The sequence below is a fragment of the Streptomyces sp. NBC_00370 genome (assembly GCF_036084755.1).
Lineage (GTDB): Bacteria > Actinomycetota > Actinomycetes > Streptomycetales > Streptomycetaceae > Streptomyces.
On the sequence record NZ_CP107968.1, the window covers coordinates 4,147,575 to 4,162,382 of the forward strand.

A 14,808-nucleotide genomic window follows, 5' to 3' on the forward strand; every position below is an offset into this window, starting at 1 on the left:
CCGGGGTCGGCAGCCGTGCTACTCGTACTGCCAGCACAGCCCGTAGCCGTATCCCACCTTCATCGCCTCGAACTCGACGGCCACCGTGCCGCGTCGGTCGGGGCTCAGCAGGCGGGTCCCAGGGCTCTGCTGGTAGATCACGGCGGGCGGCACCCCGGTCAGCTGCCAGACCGCACGCGGCTCCCTCGCGGGGTCGAAGCGGACGCGCAGACGGAAGTGCTCGCTACGGGTCAGCGGAATGTGTACGAAGTGCGGTGCCATCGGCTGCGCCGGGGGTATCCGCAGCCGCAGCACGTACTCGTGCCGGATCCCCGCCCGCAGTGGTGCGGGCAGCACCAGCCGTTGCTGGAAGTAGCTCTCGTAGGGGTGTTCGCGCAGCTCCAGCCGGCCGCCCCGGACGGCCGAGACGTCCAGCCCGTGGCCGGCGGTCACGTCCCCCGCGCGCCGGGGGACGCTGAAGGCGACCGGGATGTCCGTCAGACCGTCGCAGGTCGCGACGATCACCCGTCGCTCGACCGCTTCGGCGGCCGGCGTGTCGAGACGTACCTGGGTATGGACCGACTCCACGTACCAGCCGTGCGGGTCGGTGCGTGTGCAGCCGGCCGGGCACTGCTCGCCGTGGACACCATGTGTCCCGTTCTCGGGAGCCGGCGGGTCCCAGGGGGGCGGGGTGATGTCCACGGGTCCGTACGCGTTGGGGTCCAGGGCACGGCGCACCTCCGCCCAGAACACGGCCCACCGGTCCACGTCGCCGCCGCAGGCGCCCACGACCGCCAGAGTCACCGGACGCGAGGGGTGATCCTTGCCGCGCATCGCGTCACTCACGGTCGTCCGGCCGTATCCCGTGCGCCGCGCCAGCTGTTCGAGCGTCAGCCCCGCGGTATTACGGAGATCGCGCAGCCATAACGCGAAGAGCCGGGTCGGCGATCCGTCCAAGATTATTTCCTTCTGCGGGCGACCCATGATCACCCACCCTTCTCACGGTTCCGGCGACATCACCGAGTGTTCCACATTCCCGTGCGGCCCGCCCCGGATCGCGATCACCGCGCGGAGAAGGCGTTTTCCGGTAATCGTCCACTTCACGGGAAGACCGTTGCGGACAACCGGCCCATTGCTTAGAACAGTTCCGTGGCCAAAGGACTGAATTGCCAGGTATGCAGACAGCGCATGACCGTCAAGAGCGAGCAGCGGCAGCCCATGGGTTCATGGGTGGTTTACGAATGCCGCAACCCCGCCTGCAAGAACTACATAGCCAGCGGAAATCGGTACTGCTTCAGCGAGAAGGTCTTCGAGGACAAGTAACTCCGGTGCGTGGCGGGAAAATCCAGATCAAGGAGTCGAGCAAATGGCCAAACAGCCTGTAGAGATAATCACCCAGGCGTCCATGCAGGAGATCGCGGAGCTTTTCCGCAGGTCGATGCGGGTGAGCTGGATCAACGAGAACATCACCGGTGCCGGGACGAGATTCGAGGAGCCCACGGGATCGGTCTTCGACCATGTCGACCAGGACCGGCCCGACTTCGCCGTGGTCGCGCTTCTCGGCGGCCGTGGGGCGGGGGTCCACATGTACGTGTGGGACCGCGGCGAACAGCGGGAGATCGCGGTCCAGGTCGTCAGGACCCTGGAGGCGCTGGGCATCAAGGCGAACGGCAAGGTCCGCCGGTTCATCGCCGCCCTCGAAGAAGGAGACCCCTCACTCAAGTACTCGGGGATCTGAGCGAAGGGATCGGCCCGTTTTCGGAGATGGGTGAACCCCCGGTCGCACACCGGGGGTTCACTCGTTTCCAAAGGCGGCCCGGGAGACGTCCTTCTCCAGGACCGCCTGGTGGAAGGTGTAGACGCCGATGTACGAGACTTTGACCACCAAGCAGTAGCGCTCCACCGATGCGAGTACCGCGGCCACCCGCGCGTGCTCGCGCCGCAGGAAGTGGATGGCCGCCTGGTTCGCCACGGAGCTCTGCCCGCAGACGAGGACCACCGGACGGCTCGACTCCGCCGGGGTGAACTTCGCGACCAGGGCGTACTCCTGGTTGCCACGGTCGAACAGGTAGCGCTCGCCGTCCACGAGGACGGCCATCGAGTCCGCCCGGTCGCTGTACGGGCGAAGGGACACCCCCGGAAGATGGGCCGCCAGGTGACCGCCGGTGCGTACGTTGGAGTCACCGATCGGGCCGCCGATACTGAACTCGGTGCGGTCCTCGTTGCTGCCGCGGTAGTCACCGGTCTCCACCGTCACCCGGCAGCCCAGTTCACCGGCCAGCATCGCCAGTTCCACCACGGCTTGCACATCCCGCTGGTGTGCGGTGCCCGGGGCATTGTACTTGTTGCCGAGCACGATCAGGCAGTCCTCTCCCGGCCGGATGCCGAAGAAGCCCGCCTTCCTGTTCAACGCCCTCGATCGCCGCCCCCGCTCCCACATCCAGCCGATACATCCTCCGATCAGGCTGGTCACCAGTCCGATTCCTATGTTCGCGAGCACCGCGAGAATCTCTGCCCCCTCATCTGCGGCCGGGCCCGGCTGCCGGTCCCCCGGCCGGACCGCCGTTCCTGTCGGACGTCGTATCGAGGACGTGAATGAGCGTCACCACCCTTTCGCGCACCGGTGCGGGCGTGGGCGCCTTCCTTTTGCCGGAGGTCACCCGGTCGTCATCGTCGGCGGCGCCCAGCCGGGTCACGCGCCAGCCGCCGGTCTCCAGGTCGGCCGTCAGCTCGTCCACGAGATCGGTGTCCGACGTCCGGACGGCCTCGGCCAGGTCCGCAACGAGTTGGCCAACCTCTTGCCACCCTTCGTCCGGCAGTTCCCAGCCGAGCACGGCCCGTAGCGCGCGCAGCACAGCTCGCGCCCTCTCCCGGTCGACGAGCGGCGGCGTGTCCGGTGCGTTCATGACGTAACCCCTTTTGCCCGTCACCGGCCTGTGTGGATGTACTGAGCCCACATCGCCGGTGCTTTGACATAGCGTTTGCGCAGTTGGCGGACGATGCCGTGCAAGGCCCGGCTTGTGTCGGTGACGTCCAGCCCGGCCCCGTAGTGGCGCAGTGACCGGTAGAGCTTCTCGGTCAGCAACACCGAAGCCAGGTCGGCCGAGCCCCACAACGCTCCGACCACCTGCGGATAGCCTGCGGTCAAGAAGGCCGACGTCACGTGGATCGCCTCGTCCGGCAGCCGGTCGCTCCGCGCGGTGTGACAGGCGAGCAGCACGGCGAGCTGCGCCTGCGGCAACCGCTGCCGGGTGACACTCAGCACGTCGAGGGGCCCGTCGGCGAGCTCCAGCCGGCTTTTCGACGGGTCGTCGGGGTCGCTGATGCCGTGGCAGGCGAAGTGCACAGCGGCCGCCGACCGCAGTTCGGCGAGGACATGCTCCACACCGGCGTCGGCTCCCGCGATGACACGGAGTCCGCGCAGCGTCCTGGTGATCGCGTCGACCTCGTCTCCGGACGCCCCGTCCGAGCCGTTGTCGCCGGTCGGCTGACTTACCGCCAGGAACGCACCAGCGTCGCAGCGCGCCGTCGGCGCCTGCCGGGCATGGTGCAGCGCCCTGATGCTGGGGGTGTAGGACGAGGCGACCCGGTCGAGGACGGAGCGCCGCTCGCCCAGCGCCCCCTTGCGCTGGTATCCGGCGGCATGGATCGGGAGGTGCGCCAGCGGTCCCGAGGTGGACCACCACAGCCGCGGTATCTCGGAGCGTGGTGTGCCGTCCGGGATCGGGCCGGTGAAGCCCGCCGCGTCGAGCACCGGTTGTGCGACGGTGTCCCACAGCCACTCGAGGGTCGTGAAGACCGTCTCGCGGGCCGCGTCCTTCCGGTCGAGCGCCGCATCCCGGTCAACGGCCGCCGCCTCCAGGAACTCCTTTGCGGTGTGGGCCAGTTGGCCCTCGCTTATCTGGAGCGGTACGAGCTTGATGTCGTGGAGCGTGACCACCAGCGCGTCGCATCGCAGACGGTCGATGTTGACCAGCACGATGGGTCCCTGTGCCGCCTCCGCCCGCATCTGCGCGACGGTGGGAGGCAGCAGGAAATCCCCGAAGCCGGGAAGCGACCGGATCCGGTCCAGCAGACGCTGCCATTCCTCGGCCACGGCGTGCTGCGTGCCGACCCGCGTCGCCTCGTCGGGAGCCGTGGCGTCCTCGGCCCGCCACATCCGCTCTCCGACGGCGGTGAACTCGGCGGCCTCCGCGGGGTGCGCGGCCGCAAGCACCGAGATGTCGGTCCGCGCCTCCAGGTCCTGGCTCATCAGCACGGCCCGGCCCTGCTCCAGTAGAACGGCGGCCTGATCGATGCGGTTCGCGGTGATCGCCACCGCACAGCCGGTACGCCCAAGGCTCGTCCCGGCGAGCTGATCCGGTATGTCGGCCGCCCGCCGGGCAGCTGACGCGTCCGGATAACGACGGCCCAGCAGTGCGGAGCGCACGACGGCCTGCCGGTCGTCCCTGCGCAACGCCGACGACGTCAGCAGCGGCAGCACGGCCAGCGCCACGGCTGCGGCGTCGGCGGCCCTGTCCCAGTCAGGACGCTCCATCTCCCGGCCGAGCGCGGCGCGGGCGTTCTCGAATCTCGCCCAAGGCGGCAGCCGCGTCTCGGCATCGGGATCCCACCGCACGTCGGTCTCCTCGACGGCGTACAGGTCACCGATGACATCGGCAACGGCGAGTTCGACCTTCGTGCGGAGCATGTCCAGCTGGACATGGAGAACCTGCCACTGCCGCGCCAGTTCGTCGCCGGCTCCGCCCGGCAACCGGATCCCGTCCGGCGGCCCCTCCAATCCGCGCGCCGCCGCGGTGTAGAGCCGGTGCGCCTCCCTCACCTTGACCGGATCGCGGAGCAGCACAGCCTCGTCGGCCAGGACGGACGCGTACTGGAGCGCGCAGCCCAGCCACTGCCACGACCCCTCCGGCAGCCGTCCGAGGGCCCAGCCCAGGGCGCCGCACGCACGTCGGACCGTCTCCGTGTCCTGGTGCAGAAAGCCGTACCCATGACGGTAGAACTCCACCGCGCAGAGTAGGTCGACATACCGGGAGCTGGTGGGCGGCAGCGTGGCCAGCACCTCGTCACCGGCGTTGACGGCTGTCCTCAGCTCGTCGACGTTCTCGCTGAAGAGGTACTTGGCGGCGAGCGCGAACACCAGAACCGTCGCCGTCCAGCCGCGACGGCCGTCGTCCAGCCCCCGTTCAGCCAGACGTGCTCGTAACTCATCTTCCGCGAGGGCCAGTCGGCGCGGATCGTTCGCGGTCGGGGCGCTGCCGAACAGCCCCCGGGAGACCGCCTCGGCGTGCGGCGGGAGGCCGGTACGGTCCGACTCCTTCTGCGGGTCGAACGGCGTCCGCAGATCGCGCAGCGACGGGACATCCTGCGGTCCGGCCGGCCAGTTGAAGGTGTCGGGCCGTCCTGTAGGCGGGACTCCGGACGCGCCCCCCGGTCCAGCGCCGGGACGTGGGGCCCGGCCCAGGATGTCGGCGAAGTCCTCCGGTCCGGGGCCCGGCGAGTGATATCCGGGGGACGGAGGAGGGGCGTACATCTGGATCGACGGCAGCGCGGCCCCGCCGAGCAGCGGGCCCAGCATGGGCCGCAGCTGGCGCAGCACTCCGGCTGTGCCGAACGGGAACAGCTTCATCAGCCGGGGAAGTTCGGCGAACGCCTGGCGCTTCTGGACGATGTGCGGGTAGAGCGGACTGTCGGCCGGCAGATCGGCTTGAAGGGCTGCCATGAGCTCGTCGGCCCGTGCGATGTCCTTGGCCGATCCGCCGAAGAAGGCTCGGACGGCCAGTAAGGGTGCCATGTTGACCGCATAGAGCCCACGGTCGTCGGGCGGTCCTTCGGCGCGGAACACCTCAAGGTGCTCCATCGCTTCGTCGATCTCGGCGGTTTCGAGGGTATGGCTCACCACCGCCATCAGCGCCATGGCCATGAGCAGGTGTACCGAGGCGGTCTCGTACCCCGAGTGCCGGCTGCCACGCTCACGCGCGAACTCCACGGCTGCCACAGCCGCGCGCCCCGCGCGGAGCGCGAAGTCGACGGCCGAGCGGTCCTGCGGGTGCGCCCGGAACCAGCTCACACCCGCGTGCACAGCGGTGCGGCCGACCAGTTCCGCTTCCAGATGGTCCGTGGTGACGCAGTCGTACGCCTCACGTGCCCGCTGCCAGGCGTCGTCGAGCGCCGACTGGTCCCCCGACTCGTAACGGAAGCAGGCGGCCTGGGCGAGCCGGACCAGGACACAGCAGCGGCCGAGGTCGTCCGGCGGCAGCATGGCGACGAGCCGGAGCGCGGACTGCTCGATCTGCTGGACCGGCTGGAAGTGGCGGGGCAGCGGGAGTCCGAGGTAGGTGGCGGCCACAAGGACCGGGTCGTCGGCTGCGCGTCCTTGCGTCTGGGCGCCGAGGTGGTGGTGCACATCGCGGGACAACTGATAGTCGCCGTAACGGAAGGAGAGGGTGCGCTCGGCCAGCCACAGGTGCAGCACCCAGCTGGGCCGCTCGGGATGTTCGCGCGGACCGGTGTCCAGTGCGAACTCCATCAGTGCCGCGGCGGCGACCGCCGACGCCCTGCCCGTCTCGTCACCGCTCCACGAGGCGCGCAGCAGTCCGGTCGCGGCCGGAAGCCAGCTCTGCGGGTCCGTCCCGGCGGTGGCGATCTGCCGCTCCGCCTCGGGCGACCACGCCACGCCACAGCGGGCCAACGCGCGGTCCACGACTGCTCTCAGGTCTGTCACGCGTTCAGTCTTGCCCGGTGACATGCCTCGCAGGCGCCATCCGGAAATTTCCGTCATACGGAGCGGGCGCCCGGCGGCAGCCGCGCGCCCGCAGCCGGTAAAAGCAACAGATCCAGACTGATTTACAAGGTTGTACAAAAATGAAAGCAACAGTTATTGACGCAACCGAACAGCGGTCGTAGCTTCCCTGCCGTCACCCTGTAGTGCGAACCGCACTGCCGCGCAGACGAGTCAGAGCTCCCTCCTCCCATTCAGGAGCACACCATGCGCAGAACGAGATCTTCGGCTCTTCGGTATCGGCGGGGTCTGTTGGCCGTCCTCGCGGTCCTCGGGCTCGTCCTCGGGGCGTTCGTCAGCGGGCCGGGGGCCGCGCAGGCTGCCGGGTCGTTGCCTTGTGACATCTACGCCGCGGCCAACACGCCGTGCGTCGCCGCGCACAGTACGACGCGCGCTCTGTTCTCCTCGTACAACGGGCCCCTCTACCAGGTGCGTCGGGCGTCGAACGGCGGGACCGCCGACATCGGGCTGCTGGCGCAAGGGGGTTACGCGAACGCGGCGCAGCAGGACTCGTTCTGCGCGGACACCACGTGCAGCATCTCCAAGGTCTACGACCAGACCTCCCGCCACAACGACCTCACCCCAGGGCCCGCCGGGACGGCCGGTATGGGGGCCGACCGGGGCGCCGACGCCGCCGAGTTGTCGGTCACGGCCGGCGGGCACAAGGTGTACGGCATCTGGATCTCGCCGGGGGTCGGCTACCGCTCGACCGGGCGCGCCGCCGGGGTCGCCGTCAACGGGCAGGCCGAGGGCGCCTACATGGTGGCCAGCGGTACGCATGTCGGCTCCGCCTGCTGCTTCGACTACGGCAACGCCGAGAGCACGCCCGCCGACACCGGCAACGGGCACATGGACGCCGTGAGCATCGCGACCACCTGCTACTTCGCGCCGTGCACCGGCACCGGGCCATGGGTCGAGGCCGACCTGGAGAACGGGATGTTCCAGGGCAACAACGGCTCCAACACGGCCAACACCGGTAACAAGAGCGCGTTCGTCACCGCCGTGCTCAAGAACAACGGGCAGACCACCTACGCGCTGAAGGGCGGCAACTCGCAGTCCGGCGCGCTGACCACCTGGTGGAACGGCGCCCTGCCGACCAGGGGCGGTTACGCGCCGATGCATCAGGAGGGCGGCATCATCCTGGGCACCGGCGGGGACAACAGCAACTGGAACATGGGCACGTTCTTCGAGGGCGTGATGGTCTCCGGCTATCCGACGGACGCCGCGGAGAACGCGGTTCAGTCCAACGTCGTCTCGGTCGGCTACTCCGGCCAGACGAACGTGCCCAACGGACCGCAGGGGCAGATCACCGGTCCCGGCGGTCAGTGTGTGGACGTCGCCGCCGACGACACCGGCGTGAACCTGGCCCCCGTCCAGCTGTGGAACTGCCAGTCGTACGCCGAGGACCAGTTCTGGGCGCACCACACCAACGGGTCCCTCAGCACGATCGGCCGCTGCCTGGACATCAACGGCAACGGCACGGCCAACGGCACCCAGGTCGAGCTGTGGGACTGCAACGGGGTGGGCGGCCAGGTCTGGAACCAGCGGTCCGACGGCTCGCTGTTCAATCCGCAGTCCGGCCGCTGCCTCGACTCACCGAGCGGCGCCACGGCCAACGGGACGCGGCTGCAGATCTGGGACTGCAACGGCTCCGGCGCCCAGAAGTTCACCCTGCACTGAGCCCGCGCACGACAACTGCCCCACAGCTGAGGACCGGTCCGTCTCCCCGCGGGCCGGTCCTCCCGCGTTCAGCGGACGCCCGCGCTCCCCTGGCCGCTGAGCGCCTGCTCCACGGCCTCCCGTACCCGCTTCTCCTCAAGTACCTTGCGCCGCGCCCGGTTTCGGCGCCTGAGCAGGTACGACCCGACGGCCGCCGCGATCACCAGGACGACCAGCAGCAACAGCGTCCACGGGACGGCCCAGCCGTGGGCCGTCGCCTCGACCACCTTCAGCGGAGTGGTGGAGCCGGACGCGTCGGTGAGCAGCGGTGTGAGCTTCACGGTCGCCGTCAGGCTGACACCGGGCCGTACGTCGTGCACGGCCACCTTCACCGGCCAGCTCTCGCCCGGCAGCAGCTCCGGCGGCGCGACGACGGCGCCCGCGTCCTTCTTCAGCCAGCCGAACGGGCCCGAGAGGGACACGCCTTGCTTGGCCGACAGGATCGCGTTGCCGGTGTTGTGGATCGTGTACGTGACGGTGGCGTCACCCGTGCCGAACGGGTTGAGCGAACCGTTGAAATCCGTGTGCAGGTTCTCGACGGCGAGGGTCGGCCTGAGCGCCCCGCTGACCCGCAGCTTGATCTTGATGCCGAGGCGCCGGTCGACGTTGATGCCCTCGGCCTCGTCGGACTGCTTCAGGGAGCTGAGGATGCCGCCCGCGTAGTCGCCGGGCGTGGCGTTGTCCGGAATGGCCGCCGTGAAGGGGACGTTGGCGCTCTTCCCCGGCCGGATCGTGACGCTGGAGCGGGCCGCGTGCACCCACGCGCCGATGCCGACGGACTTCTTCTCCTTCGGGAGCAGGTCGAGTTGGCCGGTGTCCGTGGTGAAGCCGTCGGCCGCGTAGACCGCGAGCGTGAGCGGGGTCTTGCCGCGGTTGGCCACCACCATGGTGTCCTTGACCTCGGCACCGGGGTTGACGGTGTAGCTGAAGCTCGACCGGTCGGCGCCGTACCCGTTCTCGGCCGTCCTCACCGTCCAGGTGACGTCGCCGCCGTCGGCCGCCCGGGCGAGGCCGGCGGGCAGGCCGACGATCGCGAGAGCGGCGAGCAGGGCGAGGACGAGGGCGCGGACGGGCGCGGTGGCTCTGGCCTTCCGGCGGGTTACGGGCGCGTACATGGTTGGGGTCTCCTGGCGCGAGAGGCGGGGCGGGCCACCGAAAGGCGGCTGCTGCCACGCCCGGTGGGACGGTCGGACGGCCCGGTCAGCCGGCCGGGAGGCGGGGCGGGGCGGAAGGCGGGGCGGACACCCGGAGGCGCCCGCCCCACCCGGTCATGCGGTCATACGGGTCATACGGTCATGCGCGTTGTACGGTCGTGCGGTTGTGCAGGTCGTGCGGTCGTGCGGTCATTCAGGTCGTGCGAGCGAACGCTCGGATCAGCTGCTCAGCGCGGTGATCGTGAGCGTGGCGCGGTAGCCACCCTTGTCGACGCTGTCCGGGATCTTCAGATCCAGGTCGGCGCCGAGCTTGGCGGTACCCCGCGGGTGACCCTGCGCGGCCGAACCGAGGCTGCGCGAGACCGACAGGCCCTTGCCGTTGTCGTCGAAGCCGGAGGCGACGGAGTCGCTCGCCTTGGCACCCGCACCGTCCTGGAGGACGCGCGGGGACCAGCCCAGGTACGAGCCGGAGAACGTCTTGGCGGCGTCCTTGAAGTCGCTCACGCTGGACGAGATCGACCAGGGCGCCAGCGAACGGCGGCTGTCCGTGACGGCGATGGGGTTGATCTTGCCGTTGGCCTGGAAGTGGTCGCCGGCCTCCTTCGCCGTACCGAGGTCCACGAGGCCGTTGTAGCCGTCGATGGTCCAGCCGAACTCACCCGGGGCAGCCTTCGGCACGTTGACCTGGAGGTCCTGGCCCGAGCCGTGGTACGGGTGCACGGTGACCTTGTCGACGGTCGAACCGACCGGCTGGCCCTCGGGGGTGTTGGTGCACGAAGATCCGTGCTCAACAGCCGAGTTGGGGGCGGCGCAGGTACCGGAGCGCAGGTTCTCGACGACGAGCTTGTCGTTGCGCACCTGGACCTTGACGTAGGTCCTGACGTGCTCCTGGTTCTGCACCGAGTTGTACCAGTAGTTCTTGATGTTCAGCGGGTCGGCGCCGTTGCCCGCACCGCTCGTACCGCTGTTGTCCGGGGCCGTGATGTCGTAGTACTTCGAGCCCGAGGCGGAGTTGGCCGTCACGTAGACGACACCGCCGGGACCGGCGTACACATCGGCGGCGCCGGGCTTCTCGGCCGGGTTCGCCTTCTCGCCGTTCTTGATCTCGTAGCTGCGCGAGTAGCTGTGGTCGTGACCCTGGAGGACCAGGTCGACACCGAGCTTCGAGAAGGTGGTCGGGAAGTCGACGCGACGCTTCTTGTTGTCGCTGTCCTTGGCGTGGTCGGCGGGCGAGTAGATCGAGTGGTGGTACGTGAGCACCTTCCACTTCGCCTCTGAACCATGCTGGTTGATGACGTCCTCGACGTACTTGGTGTGCGCCGCGTCGCCGCCGCCGCCGGTGGCGGGGTCGTAGCTGTTGCTGTTCAGGTCGATGAACAGGACATCCTTGTAGATGTACCAGTAGTCACCGCCCGAGGTGTTGGACGCCGGGTTGCCGTTCGAGTAGAACGGCGCCGAGCGGTCGGTGTTCGGGGTGTAGAGGTGCTGCTCGTACGCCTTGCCGCCGACGTCGTGGTTACCGATGGTCGCGGCCCACGGGTACTGGCGCAGCTTGTCGGGCGCGAGGAACGCGTTCCAGTGCGCCTCGGTGTTGGCGGTCTCGACCTGGTCACCACCGGAGACGAGCAGCTCGGAGTTGGGGTTGGCCCCCAGCGCGACGTCCAGGGTGTCCTGCCAGCCGGCCTGGTCCTTGGCCGTGTCGCCGGACGAGCCGATCTGCGGGTCGCCGAAGAACAGGAAGTCGTACTCGCCCTCGAAGTCCTGCGTCTTGAAGGAGTACACCGTGGACCAGGCGCCCTCGGCACCGACCCGGTAGGAGTACTGCGTGTTCTCCTGCAGGTTGGTGATCGTGGCGTGCCGGTTGAAGCCGCCACTGGTGGCTATGTTCGCCCCGCCCGCGGCGTCGAAGGTGGCGGCGCCGGCCGGGAACTCGTTGTTGACGAGGTCGGCGGTCGGGGCGACCTGGATCTTCTGGGCGGTGTCGGACGAGGTGTACCAGGTGACGGTGCGCTGGGTCTCGTTGGCGCCCACACCGAGGATGATGCCGGTGGGTGCGGTGGGCTCCGCCGCGACGGCGGCCGATGTCAGGCCACTGCCGAGGGCGAGGGTCAGGCCCAGAAACGCGGCGGTGGCACCTGCGGCCACACGGCGCGGCACAGGCCCCATGGCCTGCGTCGGTCTGCTGGATCTCATCAGTTTCTGTTCCTTTTGCGGACGGATCAGTGCGAAGTGTGGGGTTATCAACCTCCCATCGCTTGGTAAATCACTCGCAAACGCGACCGTTGATTCAGCTGAACATCCGGTCGCTCACCAGCGGCGGAGCATGTTCAGAGGCCGAAGGCGCGTTGGACGAACCAGACCATGCCCATGACGAACACACCGGCGGAGATGGCGCCGGTCGCCCACAGTCCGGCTGTCGGTGTGCGGTGCCGCAATACGGTCAGCACGGGGAACACAACGGCGATGATCGCCAACTGCACGCCCTCGATACCGATGTTGAACACCAGCAGCGACCACAGCAGGGTCCACGAGAACGCCTGGTGGACTCCCAGCGCGCCGGCGAAGCCCAGGCCGTGGACGAGACCGAAGCAGAACACCACCCCGAGCCTGGCCCAGCCGGCCCGGTCCAGGCTGAAGTGCCCCTCGCCCATGGCCTCCAGGTCGGTGGCATGGCCGCCGCGCCGCCAGAGCCGCCACAGGTACCACCCCGCGACCACCGCGATCGACAGCGCGATGACCGGCTCCACGATCCTGCTGGGCACATCGACGAGCCCCAGCGCGGCCAGCAGCAGTGTCACCGAGTGCGCCAGCGTGAAGCTCGTCGCGGCGAGGACGATCTCGCGCAGCCGCCGTGAGCCGGCGATCAGCGCGAGCAGGAACAGGATGTGGTCGATCCCGCTCAGCAGGTGCTCGGCGCCGAGCCGGAAGAACTCCCAGAACCGCTCGTACCAGGCCTGGCTGATCGAGAGCGTCGGATGCGCGGCGTCGAGCGCGCCGCTGCCGGAGTGGCCGTCGACGTCGTACGTGACGATCGTCTTCGTGCCGGTGACATAGGTCTCCGAGTCGGGGAAGAGCCCGCTGCGCAGCTCGTGGTCGCTGCTGTCCTCGGGGCAGGCCCAGGCGAGGGGCAGTGTGGTGTACGGGGCGCCCTCCTCGACGCCCATCGTGAAGGCGCCGTCCTGCTTCGGTGTGCAGGCGGCGCCGTTCGATGTGACCTTGAAGCGCTGGGTGACGTACTTGACGGCGGTGGCGGCGTGCGCGTTGACGGCGGCGGCCATGCGTTCGGTGTCACGGTCGTCGAAGGCGGCGTTGCCGGTTCGGTAGAGGGGGTCGTCGTTCTCGTAATCGGCGGTGGATATGACAAAGAGGTCGTACTCCAGCTTCAGCTCCGTACGCAGCTGACCGTCGTCACCCGCGGTGACGTGGACGTACACGACGGAGGAGAATCCGTGTGCCTGCGCCGACTGACCGATGACACCAAGGCTCAGAAAGGCGATCAGCGCCGTGACGGTGACGACAAGGGCGCGGCGGACTCGTGATGACATGTTGCTCCTCATGGTTGCCAGCGCACGCTCCACGGCACGGATGAACAGCAACGGACCCAACGGCGAACCCTGGAAAAACAAGCGCTCGAACGACAGCTGTGAAGGAAAAAGACAGAAAATGGGATAGCAGGATGGAGGCGCACCATCCGCCACCATTCGGAGGAAGATCGCCTTGCGCCCCTCGCTACGGGCCGTCGCCACGCTGGCCGTGGCCGCGGCCGCCACCCTGGTCACCGGCTGCGGCTCCGGCGACGACTGGTCGGGGCCGCACCCCGAACCCACCTCCGTCGGCACACTCGGCTCCGAGTTCGTCGACCTCGCTTCCCCGCCGGCCCCCGAGTCCACCACCACACCGCGCCCCGGCTCCTGGGACGGGGTACGGCCGCCGGACGACTACCGCGTCGTGCTGCTGACGGCCGGCCACGACCGCCCCACCAAGGCGCTCGTGAAAGCGGTCGAGAAGTGGGCCGACGACGAGGACGTCGACATGCGGACGGTGGCCGCCGACGACCCGACCGCCCTGGTGGCCAGCGCCAGCAAGGCCCTCACGATGGAACCCGACCTGATCATCAGCGCGGGCAACGACCTCGTCGACCCCCTCGCGATGGTCACCCCGAACCACCTGTCGCAGCAGTTCCTCGTCGTCGGCGCGGAGCTGGCCGAGCCCACCCACAACGTCACGTCGGTGGACTGGACCGGCGCCTCGTTCCGCGGCGAAGGGCTCGGCGCGTCCTCTGCGTACGACCCCGCCTCGTTCACCGCCGCGCGCTGCGCCGCCGCCGTCAGGGCCGGTGTGGCGGCCGTACTCAACAAGCTGACCGGGATCGTGATCTGGCTCGACGCCGTATGACGGCCATGTGACGTGTGACGACGCGTTCCGCGTGTGCGCACGAGTTGGACGATGGGTCGTCTTATGGTGATGTGATGCGACCTGTACCCTGGTGGGCCTTGCTCTCTTCGGGGACTGCTCCCGTCCTGTTGACCGCCGGCTGGACGATCGCCGGTGCGATCCAGGGGCCCACCTACGACCCCGTCAAGAAGACGATCAGCATCCTGGCTGCCTACGGCGCCCCGGGGTACTGGGTGATGACCTCCGCCGTGCTCGGCCTCGGCACCTGCCATGTGATCACGGCGCTCGGACTGCACCCGGCCGCACCGCTCGGGCGGCTCGCGCTCGCCGCCGGCGGGGTGTGCGCGATCCTGCTGACGGTGTTTCCGGCGCCGCCCAGCGGCGGCTCGTTCCCGCACGGGACGGTGGTCGCCGTGGGCTTCGCCCTGCTCGCCGTATGGCCGGTGCTGGCCGTCGGCCACGGCAATTGGGCGAGCATCAGCGCCTGGAGCGCGCACGGCGGCTGGGCACACTTCAGCGGCTGGGGCCGGCAGAGCGGTCTCGGCGATCACAACGGTTCGCCGCCGTGGGCGCTGCGAACCCGGGTGGCGGTCGTGGCGAGCGCGCTGATGTGGCTCAGCGGGCTGTGGTTCGTGATCACACTGCAGACGGACGGCCCCGACGGCATCGCCGAGCGGGTCCTGACCACCGCCCAGACCGTGTGGCCGCTGTTCGTCGTCTCGTCGTGCCTCTACCACCCGCACCACGAACGGCAGCCGGCCAAAACCGGGCGCTGGTAGC

At 69.1% G+C, this 14,808-nt stretch carries 11 protein-coding genes; 4 read left to right on the forward strand and 7 right to left on the reverse strand.

What is annotated here, in order from left to right:
* Positions 1 to 18: 18 nt before the first annotated feature.
* Entirely contained in the window at positions 19 to 936 is a 918-nt protein-coding gene (locus tag OHS57_RS18435; RefSeq protein ID WP_328582698.1) for a helix-turn-helix domain-containing protein, read from the reverse strand.
* A 409-nt stretch (positions 937 to 1,345) separates the two neighbouring features.
* Between OHS57_RS18435 and OHS57_RS18440 the strand changes: the two genes are divergently transcribed.
* Positions 1,346 to 1,717, forward strand: a complete 372-nt coding sequence (locus tag OHS57_RS18440; protein WP_041987677.1) for a hypothetical protein — start codon at positions 1,346 to 1,348, stop codon at positions 1,715 to 1,717.
* 57 nt (positions 1,718 to 1,774) lie between these two features.
* On the opposite strand, the gene OHS57_RS18445 is transcribed toward OHS57_RS18440, so the two are convergent.
* The 3 genes from OHS57_RS18445 to OHS57_RS18455 are packed head-to-tail and all read right to left on the reverse strand — an operon-like array spanning position 1,775 to position 6,703.
* On the reverse strand, positions 1,775 to 2,452 hold the full coding sequence (locus OHS57_RS18445; RefSeq protein WP_328582699.1) for a hypothetical protein: 678 nt from the start codon (positions 2,450 to 2,452) through the stop codon (positions 1,775 to 1,777).
* Positions 2,453 to 2,498: 46 nt separating this feature from the next.
* Positions 2,499 to 2,885, reverse strand: coding sequence for a CATRA system-associated protein (locus OHS57_RS18450; RefSeq protein WP_328582700.1), 387 nt, complete (start codon positions 2,883 to 2,885; stop codon positions 2,499 to 2,501).
* A 20-nt stretch (positions 2,886 to 2,905) separates the two neighbouring features.
* Positions 2,906 to 6,703, reverse strand: coding sequence for a CHAT domain-containing protein (locus tag OHS57_RS18455; protein WP_328582701.1), 3,798 nt, complete (start codon positions 6,701 to 6,703; stop codon positions 2,906 to 2,908).
* A gap of 264 nt (positions 6,704 to 6,967) precedes the next feature.
* On the opposite strand from OHS57_RS18455, the gene OHS57_RS18460 reads away from it, so the two are divergent.
* The gene (locus tag OHS57_RS18460) at positions 6,968 to 8,440 is read left to right on the forward strand and encodes an arabinofuranosidase catalytic domain-containing protein (RefSeq protein WP_328582702.1); all 1,473 of its coding nucleotides are present in this window, start codon (positions 6,968 to 6,970) and stop codon (positions 8,438 to 8,440) included.
* A gap of 68 nt (positions 8,441 to 8,508) precedes the next feature.
* On the opposite strand, the gene OHS57_RS18465 is transcribed toward OHS57_RS18460, so the two are convergent.
* The 3 genes from OHS57_RS18465 to OHS57_RS18475 all read right to left on the reverse strand — a co-directional run bounded on the left by OHS57_RS18465 (position 8,509) and on the right by OHS57_RS18475 (position 13,178).
* On the reverse strand, positions 8,509 to 9,594 hold the full coding sequence (locus tag OHS57_RS18465; protein WP_328582703.1) for a WxL protein peptidoglycan domain-containing protein: 1,086 nt from the start codon (positions 9,592 to 9,594) through the stop codon (positions 8,509 to 8,511).
* Positions 9,595 to 9,852: 258 nt separating this feature from the next.
* On the reverse strand, positions 9,853 to 11,826 hold the full coding sequence (locus OHS57_RS18470) for a purple acid phosphatase family protein (protein WP_041987665.1): 1,974 nt from the start codon (positions 11,824 to 11,826) through the stop codon (positions 9,853 to 9,855).
* Positions 11,827 to 11,960: 134 nt separating this feature from the next.
* Positions 11,961 to 13,178, reverse strand: a complete 1,218-nt coding sequence (locus OHS57_RS18475) for a HupE/UreJ family protein (protein ID WP_328582704.1) — start codon at positions 13,176 to 13,178, stop codon at positions 11,961 to 11,963.
* Positions 13,179 to 13,350: 172 nt separating this feature from the next.
* On the opposite strand from OHS57_RS18475, the gene OHS57_RS18480 reads away from it, so the two are divergent.
* Both OHS57_RS18480 and OHS57_RS18485 read left to right on the forward strand, forming a co-directional pair.
* Positions 13,351 to 14,028 (forward strand): hypothetical protein, encoded by a 678-nt coding sequence (locus OHS57_RS18480; RefSeq protein WP_328582705.1) that lies wholly within the window; start codon positions 13,351 to 13,353, stop codon positions 14,026 to 14,028.
* Positions 14,029 to 14,102: 74 nt separating this feature from the next.
* The gene (locus OHS57_RS18485) at positions 14,103 to 14,807 is read left to right on the forward strand and encodes a DUF998 domain-containing protein (protein WP_328582706.1); all 705 of its coding nucleotides are present in this window, start codon (positions 14,103 to 14,105) and stop codon (positions 14,805 to 14,807) included.
* Position 14,808: the final 1 nt, after the last annotated feature.

Excerpts from the sequence above, each read along its gene's own strand:
- OHS57_RS18440 (WP_041987677.1), top strand. The coding sequence starts at position 1,346 with ATGGCCAAACAGCCTGTAGAGATAATCACCCAGGCGTCCATGCAGGAG.
- OHS57_RS18450 (WP_328582700.1), bottom strand. The coding sequence starts at position 2,885 with ATGAACGCACCGGACACGCCGCCGCTCGTCGACCGGGAGAGGGCGCGA.
- OHS57_RS18460 (WP_328582702.1), top strand. The coding sequence starts at position 6,968 with ATGCGCAGAACGAGATCTTCGGCTCTTCGGTATCGGCGGGGTCTGTTG.
- OHS57_RS18465 (WP_328582703.1), bottom strand. The coding sequence starts at position 9,594 with ATGTACGCGCCCGTAACCCGCCGGAAGGCCAGAGCCACCGCGCCCGTC.
- OHS57_RS18470 (WP_041987665.1), bottom strand. The coding sequence starts at position 11,826 with ATGAGATCCAGCAGACCGACGCAGGCCATGGGGCCTGTGCCGCGCCGT.
- OHS57_RS18475 (WP_328582704.1), bottom strand. The coding sequence starts at position 13,178 with ATGTCATCACGAGTCCGCCGCGCCCTTGTCGTCACCGTCACGGCGCTG.
- OHS57_RS18485 (WP_328582706.1), top strand. The coding sequence starts at position 14,103 with ATGCGACCTGTACCCTGGTGGGCCTTGCTCTCTTCGGGGACTGCTCCC.